This is a genomic window from Micromonospora sp. NPDC004704, from assembly GCF_053601675.1.
This window is the reverse complement of record NZ_JBSGCD010000007.1, coordinates 274,682-292,960: the sequence shown is the minus strand read 5'-3', so window position 1 is coordinate 292,960 and position 18,279 is coordinate 274,682. Positions and strand designations below refer to the sequence as shown.

Annotated in this window: 16 protein-coding genes; 6 read left to right on the top strand and 10 right to left on the bottom strand. The window is 71.4% G+C overall.

The window, feature by feature from the left end; all coding sequences use genetic code 11:
• Window positions 1-188: 188 nt before the first annotated feature.
• The 5 genes from ACWEFB_RS12785 to ACWEFB_RS12765 form a co-directional block, all read right to left on the bottom strand.
• The gene (locus tag ACWEFB_RS12785; protein ID WP_452285037.1) at window positions 189-986 is read right to left on the bottom strand and encodes an inositol monophosphatase family protein; all 798 of its coding nucleotides are present in this window, start codon (window positions 984-986) and stop codon (window positions 189-191) included.
• A 4-nt stretch (window positions 987-990) separates the two neighbouring features.
• Window positions 991-1,443 carry a response regulator gene (locus ACWEFB_RS12780; RefSeq protein ID WP_452285036.1) on the bottom strand — a complete coding sequence of 151 codons (453 nt, stop codon included), beginning with the start codon at window positions 1,441-1,443 and terminating at the stop codon, window positions 991-993.
• Window positions 1,440-3,200, bottom strand: coding sequence for a sensor histidine kinase (locus ACWEFB_RS12775; RefSeq protein WP_452285034.1), 1,761 nt, complete (start codon window positions 3,198-3,200; stop codon window positions 1,440-1,442). The genes ACWEFB_RS12780 and ACWEFB_RS12775 overlap by 4 nt, the downstream gene beginning before the upstream one ends.
• Before the next feature lie 11 nt (window positions 3,201-3,211).
• Complete coding sequence (locus ACWEFB_RS12770) at window positions 3,212-4,438, bottom strand: PP2C family protein-serine/threonine phosphatase (RefSeq protein WP_452285032.1); 1,227 nt, start codon at window positions 4,436-4,438, stop codon at window positions 3,212-3,214.
• A 148-nt stretch (window positions 4,439-4,586) separates the two neighbouring features.
• Window positions 4,587-4,946 (bottom strand): hypothetical protein, encoded by a 360-nt coding sequence (locus ACWEFB_RS12765; protein ID WP_326561194.1) that lies wholly within the window; start codon window positions 4,944-4,946, stop codon window positions 4,587-4,589.
• A 141-nt stretch (window positions 4,947-5,087) separates the two neighbouring features.
• On the opposite strand from ACWEFB_RS12765, the gene ACWEFB_RS12760 reads away from it, so the two are divergent.
• Window positions 5,088-7,556 carry a M28 family peptidase gene (locus tag ACWEFB_RS12760; protein ID WP_452285030.1) on the top strand — a complete coding sequence of 823 codons (2,469 nt, stop codon included), beginning with the start codon at window positions 5,088-5,090 and terminating at the stop codon, window positions 7,554-7,556.
• An 84-nt stretch (window positions 7,557-7,640) separates the two neighbouring features.
• Here ACWEFB_RS12760 and ACWEFB_RS12755 read toward each other — a convergent pair whose 3' ends face one another.
• The 4 genes from ACWEFB_RS12755 to ACWEFB_RS12740 form a co-directional block, all read right to left on the bottom strand.
• Window positions 7,641-9,923 carry a glycoside hydrolase family 9 protein gene (locus ACWEFB_RS12755; protein WP_452285028.1) on the bottom strand — a complete coding sequence of 761 codons (2,283 nt, stop codon included), beginning with the start codon at window positions 9,921-9,923 and terminating at the stop codon, window positions 7,641-7,643.
• Window positions 9,924-10,122: 199 nt separating this feature from the next.
• Window positions 10,123-10,377, bottom strand: a complete 255-nt coding sequence (locus ACWEFB_RS12750) for a Smr/MutS family protein (RefSeq protein ID WP_121158332.1) — start codon at window positions 10,375-10,377, stop codon at window positions 10,123-10,125.
• 86 nt (window positions 10,378-10,463) lie between these two features.
• Window positions 10,464-10,832: a tetratricopeptide repeat protein gene (locus ACWEFB_RS12745; protein ID WP_326561198.1), complete on the bottom strand. Its 369-nt coding sequence runs from the start codon at window positions 10,830-10,832 to the stop codon at window positions 10,464-10,466.
• 111 nt (window positions 10,833-10,943) lie between these two features.
• Window positions 10,944-11,696, bottom strand: coding sequence for an ROK family protein (locus tag ACWEFB_RS12740; RefSeq protein ID WP_452285025.1), 753 nt, complete (start codon window positions 11,694-11,696; stop codon window positions 10,944-10,946).
• Between the two features lie 137 nt (window positions 11,697-11,833).
• On the opposite strand from ACWEFB_RS12740, the gene ACWEFB_RS12735 reads away from it, so the two are divergent.
• The 4 genes from ACWEFB_RS12735 to ACWEFB_RS12720 all read left to right on the top strand — a co-directional run bounded on the left by ACWEFB_RS12735 (window position 11,834) and on the right by ACWEFB_RS12720 (window position 15,338).
• Window positions 11,834-13,471 (top strand): ABC-F family ATP-binding cassette domain-containing protein, encoded by a 1,638-nt coding sequence (locus ACWEFB_RS12735; protein WP_326561200.1) that lies wholly within the window; start codon window positions 11,834-11,836, stop codon window positions 13,469-13,471.
• 64 nt (window positions 13,472-13,535) lie between these two features.
• Window positions 13,536-13,850: a hypothetical protein gene (locus tag ACWEFB_RS12730; protein WP_326561201.1), complete on the top strand. Its 315-nt coding sequence runs from the start codon at window positions 13,536-13,538 to the stop codon at window positions 13,848-13,850.
• Window positions 13,851-13,945: 95 nt separating this feature from the next.
• Complete coding sequence (locus ACWEFB_RS12725; RefSeq protein WP_452285023.1) at window positions 13,946-14,668, top strand: methyltransferase domain-containing protein; 723 nt, start codon at window positions 13,946-13,948, stop codon at window positions 14,666-14,668.
• A gap of 91 nt (window positions 14,669-14,759) precedes the next feature.
• The gene (locus tag ACWEFB_RS12720) at window positions 14,760-15,338 is read left to right on the top strand and encodes an NADPH-dependent FMN reductase (RefSeq protein ID WP_452285021.1); all 579 of its coding nucleotides are present in this window, start codon (window positions 14,760-14,762) and stop codon (window positions 15,336-15,338) included.
• Between the two features lie 9 nt (window positions 15,339-15,347).
• Here ACWEFB_RS12720 and ACWEFB_RS12715 read toward each other — a convergent pair whose 3' ends face one another.
• Window positions 15,348-15,992, bottom strand: a complete 645-nt coding sequence (locus ACWEFB_RS12715) for a TetR/AcrR family transcriptional regulator (protein WP_452285019.1) — start codon at window positions 15,990-15,992, stop codon at window positions 15,348-15,350.
• A 112-nt stretch (window positions 15,993-16,104) separates the two neighbouring features.
• On the opposite strand from ACWEFB_RS12715, the gene ACWEFB_RS12710 reads away from it, so the two are divergent.
• Window positions 16,105-18,219: a HelD family protein gene (locus ACWEFB_RS12710; protein WP_452285017.1), complete on the top strand. Its 2,115-nt coding sequence runs from the start codon at window positions 16,105-16,107 to the stop codon at window positions 18,217-18,219.
• Window positions 18,220-18,279 lie beyond the last annotated feature (60 nt).

Genomic DNA, 18,279 nt, shown 5'->3' with positions numbered 1-18,279 from the left:
CCTGGTAGCTCTTTCGGCGGCGGCCACCGCCGGCGCCGGATGCGGCGCCTCCGGGCGGGAGACCGGGGGTCACACTACCGGACCACGGACGCGCTGTCGGCCCTGCGCGTCTACCACATCGCATCGTCGTCGGTGAGTGAAACACGGCATTCACTCTGTGTATCAGTGCTCACACCGAAGCGTTCCGATCACAGGGTCGGAACGAGCGTTTCCCGTACCGTGTGCCAGATTCGTTCGTCGGCGGCGACGAGCAAACCGAACCGGTCGTCGGCCGGGTCGTACGGCGTCCCGTCGAGCCGTCGCGCCACCCCGCCCGCCTCCCGCAGGAGCATCACCCCGGGGGCGTGGTCCCAGGGCAGGGTGCGCCAGAAGAACGCGAACTGCTGTTCGCCGGTGAGGATGTCCGCGTACTCGCGGCCGGCGCAGTGCAGTCCGGGCAGGACCGTACCGAGCCGGTGTGCGCCGGCCTCCACCGAGGCCCGCCAGGCCGGGGGCAGGAACCGGGTCATCACCGCGCCGCGCAGGGCCGTCGCCGGCCGGTCGACCGCCGGCCGCACCGCCACCCCGTCGAGGTACGTCCCCCGCCCCGCCTCGGCGGTCAGCAGCCGGTCCGAGATCGGGTCGAGGATCCAACTCGCCCGGCTCACGCCCGCCTCGATCAGCGCCACCATCACCGCGAACGGCTCCCGCCCGGCGGCGTAGTTGGCCGTACCGTCGATCGGGTCGACCAGCCAGACCGGGGTCGTACGGTGCAGGTGGTCCAGAAGCGCGGGCTCGGCGGCGACGCCCTCCTCGCCGACCACGACGGATTCGGGCAGCAGCCGGAGCAGTCCCTCGGCGAGGATCAGCTCGGCCCGCCGGTCGGCGACCGTGACCAGCTCGCCCGGAGCCTTCTCGGACACGTCGTCCCGTCCCAGATGGCCGAAGAGCGGCAGGATGACATCGGCCGCGACGGTCCTGAGTAACGCCCCCACTTCTTCGATCATGGCGTCAGCCCCGCGGCGGGAGCTTCACCACGCTGACGAAGAACTCGTCGATCTGCCGGACCACCGTGATGAACCGCTCGAAGTCGACCGGCTTGGTCACGTACGCGTTCGCGTGCAACTGGTAGCTGCGCAGGATGTCCTCGTCGGCCTGGGAGGTGGTCAGCACCACCACCGGGATCCGGCAGAGCTGTTCGTCGTTCTTGATCTCGCGCAGCACCTCGCGCCCGTCGCGGCGGGGCAGGTTGAGGTCGAGCAGGATCAGGTCCGGCGACGTCGCGTCCGCGTACTGGCCCTCGCGCCGCAGGTAGGCGAGCGCCTCCGCGCCGTCGGAGACCACAGTCAGCCGATTGCGCAGCTTGTGCTCCTCGAACGCCTCCTGCGTCATGAGCACGTCGCCGGGGTCGTCCTCGACCAGGAGGACCTCTATCGGGCTTCTGCCGTCCGGCGGTGCCGTCATGCCACGATCTCCTTTATCTCGCCGGTCTTCGGTCCGTCCGACCCATCGGCCGCCGGGCCACCCGGCCCACTCGAATTGTTGTCGTCCTCGTCCGAACCCTGCTGTCCGGCCGTGTCCACGGTGGCGTCCGGTTGCTCGTCCGGGCCACCGGACTGCTCCGGTACGGCCGGCGCGGCGGCCAGCTCCGCGGGCTCGGCTTCCACGGTCACCGGCAGGGTGAACCGGATGATGGTCCCCTCGACGGCGTCGAGGTCCACCCAGATCCGCCCACCGTGGTACTCGACGATCTTCTTCACGATCGCCAGCCCGATCCCGGTGCCCGGGTACGCGTCCTTCGAGTGCAACCGCTGGAAGATCACGAAGATCTTGTCGACGAACTCGGCCTCGATCCCGATGCCGTTGTCCTCGCAGCTGATCTCCCACTCGTTGTCGACCCGGCGGGCCGAGATCCGTACCTTCGGCGGGACGTCCGGGCGGCGGAACTTGAACGAGTTGCTGACCAGGTTCGCCAGCAGGTTCGTCAGCAGCGGTTCCTCGCCCAGCACCACCGGCAGGTCGGACCAGGTCAGCTCGCCACCGGCGTACTGGCGGGCCGCCTCGGTCTGCCCGGCGACGTCGCTCATCACCTGGTTCAGGTCCACCTCGACAAAACCCGTGGTGAGCCGGCCGATCCGGGAGAAGGCGAGCAGGTCGTTGATCAGCCGCTGCATCCGCTGGGCGCCGTCCACCGCGAACGCGATGTACTGGTCGGCGCGCTCGTCGAGCTGTCCGGCGTACCGGCGTTGCAGGAGCTGGCAGAAGCTCGCCACCTTGCGCAGCGGCTCCTGCAGGTCGTGCGAGGCGACGTACGCGAACTGTTCCAGGTCACGGTTGGACCGGACCAGCTCCTCGGCCTGCTTCTGCAACTGGCTGTTGACCCACTCGATCCGGGTCCGCGCCTCGCGTACCTCGGCCAGGTCGGCGGCGATCTTGCGGCGCATCGCGTCCACGTCGGCGGCGAGCAGGGCCAGTTCGGGTGGGCCCACCTGTTCGATGTCGCGCTGGTAGTCGCCCTGGGCGACCGCGCGCACCTGCTCGGCCAGTCGGGTCACCGGACCGATGACCGCCCGGTTGAGCGACACCAGCAGCGCCACCCCGGCGAGGATCACCACCACCGCGGCGAGGATCAGCAGCAGGACCAGCGTGTTGCCGGTCTTACGCGCCTTGGTGGCGACCTCGTTGCGCAGGTCGAGGATCAGGTCCTGCAACCGTTCAGTCGAGGCGCGCAGGGTGTCGAACTGCTGCCGTCCCCGCTCGTTGACCAGTGGCTGCCCCGCGCTCGGGCCACCGGTGGTGGTCGCGCTGATGATCGGCACCGCCACGTCCGTCCGCCACTGCGCCGCCTGGTCCCGGACCAGGTGCAGTTGCTGGCGGATCTCCGGATGGTCGTCGAGCAGCGCGTCCATCCGGGTGATCAGAAGGCTCTCCTGCTTCAGCCCGTCCTCGTACGGCGCCAGGTCCGCCCGGTCACCGCTGACCGCGAAGCCGCGTACGGCGGTCTGCTGGTTGACCAGCGCGGTCGGCAGCGACTCCGCGTCGGTACGCAACGGGCCGGTCTTGGTCAGCAGAGTGTCCAGGTGATTCCGGTTCGCGTTGGCCACCAGTGCCTCGCCGACGGCGAGCAGGGCCAGCACCGAACCCACCACCACGCAGAGCGCGGTGACCCGGCGGCGCAGGCTCCAGCCGAACGGGCGCCGCGCCGAACGTGTGGTTGTCATCCCCATCTCCATCACCGACCACCGCCCCGGCTGACCAGAAGCATCGCCACGTCGTCGGCGAACGGACCACCGTTGAGCTCCTCGGCCCGGCTGACCAGCCAACTGGGCAGGTCGGCCAGCGGCACATCCCGGGCCGCCGGGTCGGCGACCAGTTCACGCAGCCCCGGTACGTCGAGCCGGTCCGGCCCCTCGCCGACCCGCCCCTCGATCAATCCATCGGTGTAGAGCAGCAAGGACCAGTCCTCGGTGTCGAAAGCCAGATCGAAAGCGATCGGCGGGCGGGGGCGGACCCCGAGCAGCAAACTGCCGGGCACCTGGACGGGGGCGACCCGTCCACCGGAGAGCAGCAGCGGGGGCGGATGCCCGGCGAGCCGGAAGGTGGCCCGGTTCGCGGCCAGGTCGAGCCGTACGGTGGCCACCGTCGCGAAGATCTCGCGGAGCCGGCGCTCACTCATCAGCACCTGTTCCAGCGCGGGCAGCACCTCGTCGTCCGGCACCCGGGCGAGCACCAGGGCGCGCCAGGCGACCCGCAGCTCGACGCCGAGCGCCGCCTCGTCGACCCCGTGCCCGCAGACGTCGCCGACGATCAGGTCGACCCGGTCCGGGGTGGTCTGCACCACGTCGTAGAAGTCGCCGCCGATCAGGGCGGCGTGCCGCCCCGGCCGGTAGAAGGTGTGCACCTCGACCTGGTCGGTGTCCATCAGCGGCTGCGGCAGCAGGCCGCGCTCCAGCCGGGCCGACTCCGCCTGGCGCAGTTCCACCTCGCGCAGCCGCCGGGCGTTCTCGTCGGCCCGCTTGCGCTCGACCGCGTACCGCAGCGCCCGGGACAGCAGGACCCCGTCGACCTGCCCCTTGACCAGGTAGTCCTGGGCGCCCTCGGCCACCGCGTCGACACCGAGCCGCTCGTCCTGCCGGCCGGTGAGTACGCAGACCGCCGCACCGGTGGACATGGCGAGGACCTGACGGAGCCCGTCCAGCCCCTCGGCGTCCGGCAGGCCGAGGTCGAGCAGTACGCAGTCGACGTCGGCGATCTGCTGCTTGGCCTGGTTGAGGCTCGTCGCCACCAGCAGGTCGATCGCCGACTGGGTCTCGGCGAGCAGCTCGCCGACCAGGAAGGCGTCGCCCTCGTCGTCCTCAACCAGCAGCACCCGCAGCCGCTCGCCCGCGGGCAGGTTGGGATGCCGGCCGAACCCGCCGTGCGGGTAGGTCCGTTGGGGCACCACGGAGGAACCGGTCATGCTGGTACTCCGTACCACCGCGGACCGGCCCCGGATCGGGGGTCCTCGATACTGATGTCCGGCTCCTTAGCGGTCAACCTGCTGATCCTGTACCACCCAACGCTGCCACACAACACGGGGAACGCGGTCACCCGCGCCGGTCCTCGGCTCATCCGACCGGCCCCCCGGTCGCGCTCCCACCACGTGCCAGCCGCTCGGCGCGGGCGGCGATCACCTCGCCGAGCACCCCGTGCAGCCGACCGCAGTCGACGCAGTGCAGGTTGTCGTCGAGCCGCCGGCCGCCACACTGCCCGCAGCGGCCCCGGTCACCCGGATCACGGTAGCCGGCCAGGGCGGCGCCGAGCGCCCGGACCAGGTGCGGGGTGAGCGGGAAACGCTCGACGGCGTGGCGGTGCCGCAGCTCGATCGAGGCGATCGGGGCACCCGCCGGGTCGGGGTCGTACGGCGACACCCGCTCGACGAACTGCCGCAGCAGGTCGATCGGATCAGGCTCATGCACCGCGGTCATACCTCCACGCTATGCGACAACCGGTCCCCGCCGGCAGTCGCCCACCGAGGCCCGGGAGCGGGCAGGATGGGGCCACCCCTACGCACCGGTAACAATATTCACCGAGGCCCAGGAAGACCCCCCTTCCCCCAGGAGAAACACGTGGCCACATCCGTTGAGTCACCACTCGAACACGCCCCGCCTCCGACCGTGCGGCGTACCCGGCGCGGGCTGACCGCAGCCGCCGCGCTGGCCGTACTGGTCGCCATCGGCGCCGCCGCACTGCTCGACCTGCGTACCCCCGCGCCGGTCGGCACCGACGCCCCCGCCGGACAGTTCAGCGCCGGTCGGGCCGCCGAACACGTGGCGGTCGTCGGTGCCCGTACGCACGTCGCCGGGAGCCCCGCCAACGACCAGGTACGGACCTACCTCGAAAGCACCCTGCGCGACCTCGGCCTGTCGACCGAGGTGCAGGACACGGTGGCCGAGGAGGCCGGTCAGCTCAGCGGCGCGGCCGGCGGCGCCACCCTGGCCCGGGTACGCAACGTGGTGGCCCGGATCCCCGGAACCGACCCGACCGGTCGGGTCTTCCTGGTCGCCCACTACGACTCGGTCCAGTCCGGTCCCGGCGGGAACGACGACGCGGTCGGCACCTCGGCCATCCTGGAGGTGGCCCGCGCGCTGAGCACCGGCCCCCGCCCCCGCAACGACATCGTGTTCGTCCTCACCGACGCCGAGGAGGCGTGCCTCTGCGGCGCCTCCGCCTTCGCCTCCGGTCACCCGCTCGCCGCCGACGGCGGTGTGGTGCTCAACCTGGAGGCGCGCGGCAGCACCGGGCCGGTGATCATGTTCGAAACCTCACCGGACAACGCCGGACTGGTCGGCGTCTTCGGAAGGGCCGCACCGCACGCGGTGGGCACCTCGTTCGCGGTCGAGGTCTACCGGCTGCTGCCCAACGACACCGACTTCACCGCCTTCCTCGACCACGGCTTCACCGGGCTGAACTCGGCCTACCTGGACGGCGGGGCGATCTACCACACCCCGCTGGACACCCCGGCCACGGTCGACCGGGGCAGCCTGCAACAGCACGGCGACAACGCCCTGGCGCTGGCCCGCGAGTTCGGTGCCACGGACCTGGCCGACCTGCGCGCCGGCAACGACGCCACCTACTTCCCGGTGCCGGGCACCCTGGTCCGCTACCCCGGCTGGCTGACGTGGCCACTGGCCCTGCTGGCGGTTGTCGCGGTCGGGCTTTTCGGCTGGACCACCCGACGTCGGGGTCACGCCTCCTGGTCCCGGATGAGCGCCGGGTTCGGGCTGACCCTGGTGCCGATCGTGGTCGCGCCGGTGCTGGCGCAGGTGCTCTGGCTGGCCATCACCACCATCCGCCCCGGCTACGCCGAGCTGCTCGACCCGTACCGGCCGCTGTGGTACCGGCTGGCGGTGCTGGCGCTGGCCGCCGCCGTACTGCTCGGCTGGTACGCGCTGTTCCGTCGCCGGATCGGGGCGGCGGCACTGGCCGTCGGCGGGGTCGGCTGGCTGGCCGTACTCGGGGTCCTGCTCGCCGTACTCACTCCGGGTGGGGCGTACCTGGCGACCCTGCCCGCGCTGGCCGGCGCGGCCGGCGGGCTGGTGGCGCTCGCCGTACGGCCGGGCAGCCGGTGGGCGGTGGTCGCGGTGACGGCCGGGGCGGCCGTCGGGGTACTGATCCTGCTGCCGACCGTCATGCTGCTCTTCCCCGCGCTGGGCATGGCGATGGGCGGGGTCGCGGCGCTCTTCGCCGTCCTGCTCGGCCTCGGCGCCCTCCCGGTCCTCGACCTGCTCCACCCCGCCCTCCCCGCCCAGCCACCCGGCGCAGCTCCGGCCGAGAAGGAGCGGACGGGAGCGGAGCCGACCGGAACCGAGCCCGCCGGACCGGGGGAGGTGGTTCCCGGGGCCTCGGCGCGTCGGCGCGTCGCGGTGCCCGCGCTCGCGGCGGCGCTGGCCGCGCTGGTGCTCGCCGGCATCGGGCTGGTGGTCGACCGGTTCGACGCCGACCACCCGGTACCGACCCACCTGATGTACGCCCTCGACACCAACACCGGTACGGCCCGGTGGCTCAGCCACGAGACCGACCCCCAGCCCTGGACCGCCCGGTACGTCAACACCCCGACGTCGACCCGGTCCGACTTCCCGGCGCTCGGCGACGACACCATGCTCGCCGGTCCGGCGCAGGCGGCTGCCCTGCCCGCCCCGGTCCTGACCGTGCTCGCCGACCGGACCGATGGTGACCGGCGCACGCTGCGGCTGCGGCTGACCCCGCAACGGCAGGTACGCCTGGCCAGCCTGCACGTGGCCGCCTCCACCGCAACGGTGGTACGGGCGACGGTGGCGGGACGGGACGTACCCGTGGCACCGGTGACCGACGGCGGACCGTGGTCGTTCGGGTTGGTCTTCCACGCCCCGCCGACCGACGGGATCGAGATCGAGCTGGTCCTCTCGCTCCGGGGCGGCCCGGTGTCGCTGCGCGCGATGGACGCCAGTGACGACCTGTCCGGACTGCCCGGCTTCCAGCCCCGCCCGGCCGGTGTGGGCGTGGTCGGCTCGCACAGCTCGGAGATGGTCGCGGTCGCCCGCACCTACTCCTACTGAGAGGTCGGGAAGGCTCCTACCGAGAGGTTGGGAAGGGCCCCTGCTACGCGAGCAGCGACAGCAGGGGCCCTTCCCGGACCAGGATCAGCGGCGTGTCTCGCCGCTGTCCTGGTCGGCGACGAATGCGGCGATCCAGGCCAGCGGGGCGTTCCAGTTGATGGTCAGCTCGTTCGTCGACCAGGATTCGATGTCGTCGAGGTAGCAGAACTGCGGCGCGCATCCGCGTAGTTTCTGCTGCGCCACCGGGTCCTGGATGGCCGAGTTCGGGCCACCGGAGAGCGTCCCCCGGGGCGGGTTCGGCAGGTCCGGGTTGAGCTGGTGGGCGTACCAGCGGCTGTGCTGGTTGCGCGAGGCCACCTCGCCGTAGCCGGTGACGTACGACTGGTTCAGCGCGTTGCGGCCGAACAGGTAGTCCATCGTCTCCAGCACCCCGTCGCGGTAGCGGTCCCGACCGGTCAGGTCGAAGGCGGTCGCCAGCACGATCGCGTTGTTGATGATCAGGTTGTTGGAACCCCAGTCCCACAGGTTGTCGGCCGGTGCGTACGGCACCCCGTACGGATGGGCCTCGATCGTGGCCAGGTAGCGGTCGGCGCCCTGGACCACCGAGGCGCGTACCCGGTTGCGGTCCGGCAGAGCACTGGGCAGCGTCGCCAGGTCGAGCCGGCCGAGTTGGGCGGTGTTGCCCCAGTCGAAGCCCCGATCCCGCCAGATGTCACCGGTGTGGTGCGGCGAGGCGAGCACCGCGTCGCGGTATTCGCGCGCCCCGGTGGTGAGGAACAGTTCGGCGGCGGCCCAGTAGAACTCGTCGCTGACGTCGTTGTCGTTGTAGGCGCCGCCACCGTTGCCGTCGGCCGGGTCCGCGTAGATCGACGGGTTCGCCCGGGCCGCGGCCCAGGCGGTCTTTGCCGCGCGCAGGTTGCGGTCGGCGAACCCCTTGTCGTACGGGCGGAAGACGCGCGCCGCCTGTGCCGCGGTGGCGGCCAGGTTGAGCGTGGCGGCGGTGGTGGGCGGGTGCAGTTCGCGCCGCTTGTCGTCCAGGTGGGGCAGCAGCGGCAGCCCGGTCCAGGAGTCGTCGTGGATCTTGTGGTGGGCCATCCCGGCCTTCGGCTTGCCGGCCGGGACCTGCATGCTGAGCAGGAACTCCTGTTCCCAGCGGGCCTCGTCGAGGATGTCCGGCACCCGGTTGCCGCTCTCCGGCAGGTCGAGGGTCCGGTCGCCGAGGTGCCACGGCTGTGCGGTGTCGGCGCGGCGGGAGCGTTCGTACTCGCTCATGAGCTGGTGTACGGAGATGCCGCCGTTGACGACGTACTTGCCGTGGTCGCCGGCGTCGTACCAGCCGCCGGAGACGTCCAGGGTGTAGTCACAGACGCCCGGTTGGCACGGTACGGCGGTGTCGCCCTGGTTCGGTGCGAGGCCGACGTGCCCGGCCGGGCGGCCGTATCCGGGGCGGAGCCGGTCGAGGATCTCCACCCCGCTGCGCTGGGTGTAGTAGAACTTCAGCGCGTCGGTACGCAGCCGCTCGTAGAAGTCGGTGCCGAGGTCGAACGGCCGGCTGGTCTCACCGTCGGCGACGAGTGTGTAGCCGGTGCCGGTGGCGGTGTAGCGACTGAAGTCGATCGAGTGCACCCGTTGCCCGGAGGAGGCGTCCAGCCCGCGCGGCGTGGTACGGCCGGTGGCCACCACCCGGCCGGTCCGGTTGCGCAGCGACCAGGGCAGCGCGGCGGTGGCGTCGGTGACCACGGTCGCGTTCTTCGGGCCTCGGGGCAGGTAGCCGACCTGGTTGACCCGGACCCGCGGGCCGGTCTCCGGTACGTACACGTCGGGGACCGCGCCACCCCGCAGTGAGACGTTGTCCAGGCAGACCGTCCACGGCTCGACGCTGCCGCCGAGTTGGAAGGCGACCTGTGCGTTGGGCAGGTCGACCGGGGAGGTGAAGGTGTAGCGGTAGTCGTTGCCGGAGACGCTCAGCTCGGGATTGGCGGAGAGGTACTGGGTGTACGGGTCGACCGGCAGTTGCACCAGCGCCTTGCCGACCTTGCCCGGTGTGGCACTGCCGAAGAACTGGAACTCGTACGTCTCGCCGGCGACCAGCGGGACGTTGTCCTGGCCGATGATGACGTCCCACGGGTTGACCGTGCCACCGGGTACGTCGGCGCAGAGCCGTCCGGTGCTGCTGTCGAGGGTGAGGTTGCCGGTTCCCCACCAGGGGGCGTGGCCGCCGTCGAAGGTGCCGTTGACGATCTGCTCCGGACCGGGTTCGGGGTCTTCGGCGTACGCGGCCGGGCTGCTCAGTCCGGTGCTGGCCAGGGCGGCCACGGTGAGTATCGCGAGCGGTGCGGTACGCCGGGTGGGTGGTCGGTTTCGCACGGGGGTCCTTTCGGTGGAGGACACGTTCCGGCCGGGTGCGGCTTCACCACCGTGTACGGGTCACGGCGCTCGACGTAATGGAAGCGCTCCCAGGACTACGGCGATATTGACAGTGCATTTCAAGCATGTCAATGTCTCCACCTCTAGGGCAAACAAAAGCGGCCAACTCGCCTGAGTTGGCCGCTTTTCTACAACAGTCCTACTTCCACCTGAAGTGGACAAAAACCCGACCGAAGTTGTTCGAGTCCTTCTCCACCCGGTGGTAGATCTGCTTGATCTCCTTCTGGTCGAGAAAGCGCAGCACCCGCTTCTTGAGCTGACCGGACCCCTTGCCGGGGATGATCTCGACGAGGGTGGCCTTCTTGGCCACCGCCTCGTCGATGATCCCGCGCAGCGCGCGGTCGATGTCGTGCCCGCGGTTGAAGATGTCGTGCAGATCGAGCTTGAGCTTCATCGCACGCCCGCCTTCATCGCCCGCCCGCTTTCGTCGCCGCCCACCGGCCGGTCAGCCGGATGGGCACCCATCGTAGGCAGGTCAGCTCAGCGGGCACCGCCGACCTTCGTCTCCACCCGCCGCAACGCGGTCTGGTAGTCGTCGTTCTCCGAGTGCATCGCCGCCGCGATCCGCAGGTGCCGCAGCGCCTCCGGGGCCCGTCCGACCCGCTCCAGGGTCCGGCCGAGCACGTGGTGCGCGTAGTGGTCACTCGGGTCGCGGTCGACCAGTACCCGCAACTGCTCCTCCGCCCGGCCCAACTGGGCCGACTGGAAGTACGCCCGAGCCAGGAGCTGGCGTACGGACGCGTTCGTGGGCTCGGCCTCGACGATCGGCTCCAGCAACCGGGCCGCCCCGGTCGGATCCCCGGTCTCGAAGAACATGGTCGCCCGCCGGTACTCAGCCAGAAGATCCACTAGACCAACCCCCTCGTCCCGTACCAACCAGTCCCCACTGACGCTGACACAACACCGGACGAATGGCGACTGTTCCCGCAGCCGTTGTTCCCCGGCCCCGTCCCGCCCGGATCAGCCGGCCGAAATCGACCAGGCCCGGACACCACCGAGAATCCCCGCCGTGTTCGGTACGACCACCACGTCATCGCCCATCCGGGCGAGTTGCTCCGGGCGGATCAGGCGCGAGTTCCCGCCGCCGAGGTAGAGCCGGTCCCAGTGGAAGACCGGGCGGAGTCCCTCGACGACCCCGCGTACCCGGCGGGACCAGAACCCGTCGCCCAGCCGGCGGCGTTCGTGCTCGCCGATGTAGGTGTCGTAGCTCATCCCCCACCGCACCGGCGCCTGGGACAGCTCCAGGTGCGGGGCGAGCGCCCCGCCGTCGAACAGCGCGCAGCCAAGCCCCGTGCCGAGGGTGAGGACCAGCTCCGAGCCGGTCCCGGCGACCACCCCGGCGCCGTGCACCTCGGCGTCGTTGAGCACCAGCACCGGCAGGCCGAACGCGTCGGTGAGCGCGGTACGGGCATCGAAACCGGACCACTCGGCGATCAGGTCCGGGTCCGGTTTCGTACGGGGGCCGGCGCGGGTGACGTAGTGCGGGGTCGCCACCACCACGCCGTGGCGCAGCATGCCCGGCATGCCGACGGTGACCCGGTCCGCGCCCGGGAGCTGGCCGCCGAGATCCACCAGGGTCTTGACAAAGAGCGAGGGCGGCAACGGGTACGGGGTCGGTACCCGGATCGGCCGGGCCCGCATCGTCCCCGCCTCGTCCAGCACCGACGCCTTCAGCCCGCCGCCACCGCAGTCGATCGCGAGAGTGGTCGCCACCGGCCCAGTCTGCCCCGCCACCACCCCGGCCCGCCTCCCGGCCGGCCGGATGGATCGACCCGACCCGCCGACGGGGCGTTCCCCGGCCGGATATCCCCGGCGTTCATGGCGGGCGGCCGGATAACATCGGCGGTCTCATGAGTGCCACGCTGATCGCCAAGGACCTGACCGCCGGACACGGGGACCGTGTCCTGTTCACCGGGCTGGACCTGGTCGTCGCCCCGGGTGACGTGATCGGGCTGGTCGGGGTGAACGGCGCCGGCAAGTCCACCCTGCTGCGTACCCTCGCCGGGCTCCAGCCGCCGGAACAGGGGACGGTGCAGCTCAACCCGCCCGGAGCCAACGTCGGGCACCTGCCGCAGGAGCCGGAACGTCGACCGGGCGAGGCCGTCCGGGACTTCCTGGCCCGGCGTACCGGGGTCACCGCGGCGCAGGCCGCCCTGGACGAGGCCACCGAGGCGCTCACCGTCGGGGCACCGGGCGCCGACGACGCGTACGGGACGGCGCTCGAACGGTGGCTCGCGCTCGGCGGCGCGGACCTCGACGAGCGCGCCGAACAGGTGGCCGCCGAACTCGGGCTCACCGTCGACCTGGACGCCCCGATGACCACCCTCTCCGGTGGCCAGGCGGCCCGTGCGGGCATGGCCTCGCTGCTGCTCAGCCGGTACGACATCTTCCTGCTCGACGAGCCGACCAACGATCTCGACCTGGCCGGTCTGGACCGGCTCGAACGGTTCGTCACCGGGCTGCGGGCCGGCACCGTCCTGGTCAGTCACGACCGGGAGTTCCTCACCCGGACCGTGACCGCCGTACTGGAACTGGATTTGGTCCAGCAGCAGGTACGGCTCTTCGGTGGCGGTTACGCCGCGTACCTGGAGGAGCGGGAGGTGGCCCGCCGGCACGCCCGCGCCGACTACGAGGAGTACGCCGACACCCGCGCCGGGCTGGAGGCGCGGGCGCGTACCCAGCGGGCCTGGATGGAGAAGGGCGTACGCAACGCCCGCCGCAAGGCCCCGGACAACGACAAGATCGCCAAGCACATGCGGGGCGAGACGAGCGAGAAGCAGGCGGCGAAGGCCCGGCAGACCGAGAAGCTGATCGAGCGCCTGGACGTGGTCGAGGAGCCCCGCAAGGAGTGGGAGCTGCGGATGGAGATCGCCGCCGCACCCCGCGCCGGTACGGTCGTCGCCGCACTGCGCGGCGCGGTGGTGGACCGGGGCGGGTTCACCCTCGGGCCGGTCGACCTCCAGATCGGCTGGGCGGAAAAGGTGGCGATCACCGGGGCGAACGGTGCCGGCAAGTCGACCCTGCTCGCCGCCCTGCTGGGGCGACTGCCGCTGACCGCCGGGCACGCCTCCCTCGGCCCGGGGGTGGTGGTCGGCGAGGTCGACCAGGCCCGTGGACTCTTCCTCGGCGACCAACCGCTGGTGGACGCGTTCGGCGCCGCCGTACCGGAACTGGCACCGGCCGACGTACGGACCCTGCTGGCGAAGTTCGGGCTGCGCGCCGGGCACGTACTCCGCCCGGCGGCGACCCTGTCCCCCGGTGAACGGACCCGGGCGGCGCTCGCCCTGCTCCAGGCCCGCGGGGTGAACCTGCTGGTGCTGGACGAGCCGACCAACCACCTCGACCTCACCGCGATCGAGCAGCTCGAGTCGGCGCTGGACGCGTACCCGGGCACTTTGCTCCTGGTCACGCACGACCGCCGGATGCTTGAGGCGGTCCGGACCACCCGGCACATCGAGGTCGACGCCGGCCGGGTCACCGAGCGCTGACCGGCCCGGCGGGTCGCCACCGCTCTCCCCTTGCCGACCGGCCAAGATAGACGACAATGAGCCCATGGTCCAGTTCGAGTACGCCTTGCTCGTGCGGCGCCGGCAGGCCCGGCTAGAGGACACCGGTTGGGAACTCATCTACACCTGGTACGGCCCGGACGGCTCGATGCTGGACGTCTCCGCGTACGGGGAGACCGCCCTGGAGCACCTGAACCGGGCCGGTCTGCAGGGCTGGGACCTGGTCGCGGTCACCGACGACAGCTCGATGGAGGGCACCGCTGAGCTGCACCGCTACCACCTGAAACGGGTGCTGCCGGCGGCACCGCCCCGGCAGCGGATCCGGGCCACCCGGCTCGGCCGCCGCCCCTCGCCCCGCTGACAACTGTCTGCCCTGCTGAGCGGCGCCGGGAACTGCTCCGACGCGGCAGGCATGGGTGTGCCGTTCGTGGGTAGGCCGGGCCGGGAGGTGGGCCCATGGTCTCGTTGGCGCGTACGGCGTCCTCCGGCGAGCGGCTCCGCGAGGTCGACGGTTTTCTCGCCGAGTCCTGCGCCGATCTGGCCGAGCACGATGCCCGGCTGCGCGGGGTGGAGGTCGACGTCCGCTTCGACCGGGGCGTGGCGCACCTGACCGGCGAGGTCGCCGACCTGGCTCAGCTCCGCCTGGTCCGGCAGCTGATCGGGCGGTTCGACGGGGTCCTCGCGGTCTGGTCCCGGATCCGGGTCGGTGGCCGGGAACCGGTCGTGATGGATCTGGGGTGCGGGGCGGCGAAGCAGTATCCGGAGAACCTCGGACTGGACCTGCGCCGGGCGGACGGGGTGGACGCCCAGGCGGACCTGTCCGGTGCGCTGCCGCTCGCCGACAACTCGGTCGACGTGATCTTCACGGTGCACATCCTGGAGCACCTGATCGACTTCCTGTCCCTGGTCGACGAGTGCCACCGGGTGCTCCGGCCGGGCGGCACCCTGCACATCATGAGCCCCTGGTGGGGGCATGTGAACGCGGTTGCCGACCCGACCCACGTACGGCTGTTGGACGTACAGACGATCAAGGGGATCTGCTCCCGCCCGCCGGGGACCCCGCGCTGGTACCCGCTGCACGCCGGGTGCGACGGCGCCTCGATCTTCGCCGACATGACCCCGCTGGAGCCGGGCGACCCGGAGCCGACGAGCAGCCATCTGGCCCGCTTCTTCGACTGACCGACTCCCCCGGATCCGGCACGTCCCGGCCGTGAGACGCTGATCCGGCCAGGTAGTTCGTACCGCACCGTCAGAGGGGACGTACGCGGCCATGCCGAAGCTGCACGTCATCATCGCCAGCACCCGCCCCGGCCGGATCGGCCTGCCGGTCGGCGAGTGGTTCTTCGACCGCGCGGTCAAGCACGGCGCCTTCGACGTGGAACTGATCGACCTGGCCGAGTGGAACCTGCCGATGATGGACGAGCCGAACCATCCCCGGATGCGCCAGTATGAGGGCCAGCACGCGCTGGACTGGAGCGCGAAGATCGACGCCGGGGACGCGTACGTCCTGGTGATGCCGGAGTACAACTACGGCTACACCGCGCCGCTGAAGAACGCCATCGACTACCTGCACAACGAGTGGCAGTACAAGCCGATCGGCCTGGTCAGCTACGGCGGGGTTGCCGCCGGCACCCGGGCCCAGCAGCAGCTCAAGCCGGTGCTGCTGTCGCTGAAGATGGTCCCGCTGAACGAGTCCGTGATGATCCCGTACGTCGGGTCGCTGCGCAGCGAGGACGGGACCGAGATCCGGCCGACCGAGCAGATGGAGAACCAGGCGACCGCCCTGCTCGACGAGCTGGCCCGGTGGGCGCTGGCGCTCAAGCCGATGCGCGAGACGCCCTCGGCCTGAGCCGAACCCTCACCCGTAGTACTCCCCGTAGGCGCGGCGGAGCAGGTCGAAGGCGTGGTCGGCGGCGGCCACGGCGTCGCCGTACTGCTGGTCGGCGGAGCGACCGTCGACCAGCCGGCGCCAGTTCTCCCGGGCCAGGACCCGCTGTACGGCGATGAGCTGCCCGGCGGCGAGCCCGGCGGTGATCCCGCTCGGCCCCGCCGCTCCACGGTATTCGTCGAGCGCCTCGGCCAACGCCTGCTCGTCGTGCTCGGTGTACTGCAACCGGGCCGCCCGCAGACTCGGCGTCGCGAAGATCATCCGGTGGTACGCGAGCACCTGGGGATGGTCGTTGAGGCCGGTGACCGGGTCGCGGTCCCGTAGTCCGTCGAGGAAGTGCCGGTGCAGCGCGGCCAGCGGGCCCTGCCCCGTCGCACGTTGCCGGACCACGGTCGCCGCCTCCTCCCGGTGGTCCGCGATCCGGTGCAGGGCCAGCTCCTCCTTGCTGGCGAAGTACTTGAACAGGGTCGGCTTGGAGACCTCCGCCGCCGCCGCGATGTCCGCCACCGAGACCTGGTCGAAGCCACGGTCGAGGAAGAGCGTGATCGCCGCCGCCGAGATGGCCTGGTGCGTCCGTTCCCGCTTGCGCTCGCGCAGTCCACCCGGCTCGTTCACGGGTCCAGGATACCGCCACCTAACCGGGTCAAAAACTTAACCGGGTTGTATGCTTTACTCGGTTAAGTTTCTGGCGGGTTCGGTTCGGTGGGGTTCGGAGCGAGGAGGCGTCGTGCTTGCCGATCTCTCGGGGCGAAAGATCGATCTGTCGGAGCGGGAGATCGGTGCGGAGCAGCCCCTCGACGCCGAGCTGGCGCGGGAGCAGGCGTACCTGGCCGAGTCGCGGGCGGCACTGACCCGGATGATCGACACCGCCCGGTACCGGGTGGCCACCGGCGCCGCGATCGCCGGTGACCGCTACACCGCCGAGACCCTCGGCCGGATGCTGCGCAGCCACGCCAAGGCGCTGGCCGAGGAACCCGACAGCCCGCTCTACTTCGGCCGGCTCGACTTCGGCGACACCCCGGCTGCCGGCGACCACCGGGGCGAGCGCTACTACATCGGCCGCCGCCACATCACCGACCCCACCGGCCTGCCCCGGGTCCTCGACTGGCGGGCGCCAATCTCCCGCGCCTTCTACCGGGCCAGCCGCGGCGAACCCGAGGGAGTCGCGGTACGGCGCCGCTTCGGCTGGAACCGGATCCCGGACGGCCCGGCCCAACTCACCGGCTTCGAGGACGAGCCACTCACCACCAGCGCGGCACGGTTGGCCGCCACCGAGCTGGCGGACGGGCTGAGTCGCCTGGTCACCGCCGAGATCGAACGCCCACGGATCGGGCCGATGCGCGACATCGTCGCCACCATCCAACCCGAACAGGACAACCTGGTCCGCGCCGAACTGCACGAATCGGTCTGCGTACAGGGCGCGCCGGGGACCGGTAAGACGGCGGTCGGGCTGCACCGGGCGGCGTACCTGCTCTACACCTACCCACGGCAGCTCAAACGCACCGGCGTACTGATCCTCGGGCCGAACCGGGCCTTCCTGCACTACATCTCGGCGGTGCTGCCGGCCCTCGGCGAGGTCGACATCGCCCAGCACACCGTGGACGAACTCGTCGACCGACACCCGGTCCAGGCCGTCGACACGGCCGAGGCCGCGGCGGTGAAACACGACGTACGGATGGCAGAGGTGCTCCGCCGCGCCCTGTACTCCCGGATCCGTACACCGGAGGAGGCGCTGGTCGTACCGGACGGTTCGTACCGTTGGCGGGTGTCGGCCGAGGCGCTGCGCCGGATCCTGCACGAGGTACGACAGGCGGACCTCCCGTACGGGCTGGGCCGGGAACGGCTGCGTACCCGGATCGTGGGGCGGCTGCAACGGCACGCCGAAACCCGGGAAGCACCCGGCCCCGGCTGGGTACGTCGGATGAGCCGCTGCCGTCCGGTCAACGAACTGCTCGCCGGGATCTGGCCGGCCGTACGCCCGGAGGAGCTGGTCGCCGAGCTGCTCGGCGATCCGGATCTGCTCGCGGGCGCGGCGGACGGCGTACTCGACGCGCGGGAGCGGGCGGCGATCCGGTGGAGCGTGCGGCGTACGGCAAAACGGGCCCGCTGGTCCGCCGCCGACCTCCTCCTCGTCGACGAGGTCGCCGGCCTGATCGAACGCCCAACCGGGTACGGACACATCGTCGTCGACGAGGCACAGGACCTCTCCCCGATGCAGTGCCGGGCGGTCGCCCGCCGCAGCACGAACGGCAGCCTGACCGTGCTCGGTGACCTGGCCCAGGCAACCAGCGACTGGGCGACCCGGTCCTGGGACGAACAGATGGCCCACCTCGGCAAACCGGAGGCGTCGATCGTGCCGCTGACCATCGGATTCCGGGTGCCGGCGAGCGTGGTCGAGCTGAGCAACCGGCTGCTGGCGACGCTGGCGGTCGACGTACCGCCGACCCGGTCGCTGCGGCACGACGGCGAGTTGCGGGTCGACCCGGTGGTCGACGTAGATCCGGCCACGGTCGCGGCGGTGACCGCCGCCCTGGGCCAGCCGGGCTCGATCGCCGTCATCTGCACCGACGAGCGGGCACCGGCCCTGACCGCCGCCCTGCATCACGCGGGCATCGCCAGTACGACCATCGACCGGCCCGACGCCGGCACGGCGCGGGTCACCGTGCTGCCCGCGACGCTGGCCAAGGGACTGGAGTACGACCACGTGATCGTGGTCGAGCCGGCGGAGATCGTGGACGCCGAACCCCGTGGCGCCCACCGCCTGTACGTGGTCCTCACCCGCGCGGTGTCCCGATTGGACATCCTTCACACCCGCCCGCTGCCGGCCGCGCTTGTTGGCTGAGCGCAGGAGCCGACGGCCGATCTTCGGCGGGTTGGACATGGATCGGTCCGGATAGGATCA

Excerpts from the sequence above, each read along its gene's own strand:
- ACWEFB_RS12785 (WP_452285037.1), bottom strand. The coding sequence starts at position 986 with ATGATCGAAGAAGTGGGGGCGTTACTCAGGACCGTCGCGGCCGATGTC.
- ACWEFB_RS12780 (WP_452285036.1), bottom strand. The coding sequence starts at position 1,443 with ATGACGGCACCGCCGGACGGCAGAAGCCCGATAGAGGTCCTCCTGGTC.
- ACWEFB_RS12775 (WP_452285034.1), bottom strand. The coding sequence starts at position 3,200 with ATGACAACCACACGTTCGGCGCGGCGCCCGTTCGGCTGGAGCCTGCGC.
- ACWEFB_RS12770 (WP_452285032.1), bottom strand. The coding sequence starts at position 4,438 with ATGACCGGTTCCTCCGTGGTGCCCCAACGGACCTACCCGCACGGCGGG.
- ACWEFB_RS12765 (WP_326561194.1), bottom strand. The coding sequence starts at position 4,946 with ATGACCGCGGTGCATGAGCCTGATCCGATCGACCTGCTGCGGCAGTTC.
- ACWEFB_RS12750 (WP_121158332.1), bottom strand. The coding sequence starts at position 10,377 with ATGAAGCTCAAGCTCGATCTGCACGACATCTTCAACCGCGGGCACGAC.
- ACWEFB_RS12735 (WP_326561200.1), top strand. The coding sequence starts at position 11,834 with ATGAGTGCCACGCTGATCGCCAAGGACCTGACCGCCGGACACGGGGAC.
- ACWEFB_RS12730 (WP_326561201.1), top strand. The coding sequence starts at position 13,536 with ATGGTCCAGTTCGAGTACGCCTTGCTCGTGCGGCGCCGGCAGGCCCGG.
- ACWEFB_RS12725 (WP_452285023.1), top strand. The coding sequence starts at position 13,946 with ATGGTCTCGTTGGCGCGTACGGCGTCCTCCGGCGAGCGGCTCCGCGAG.
- ACWEFB_RS12720 (WP_452285021.1), top strand. The coding sequence starts at position 14,760 with ATGCCGAAGCTGCACGTCATCATCGCCAGCACCCGCCCCGGCCGGATC.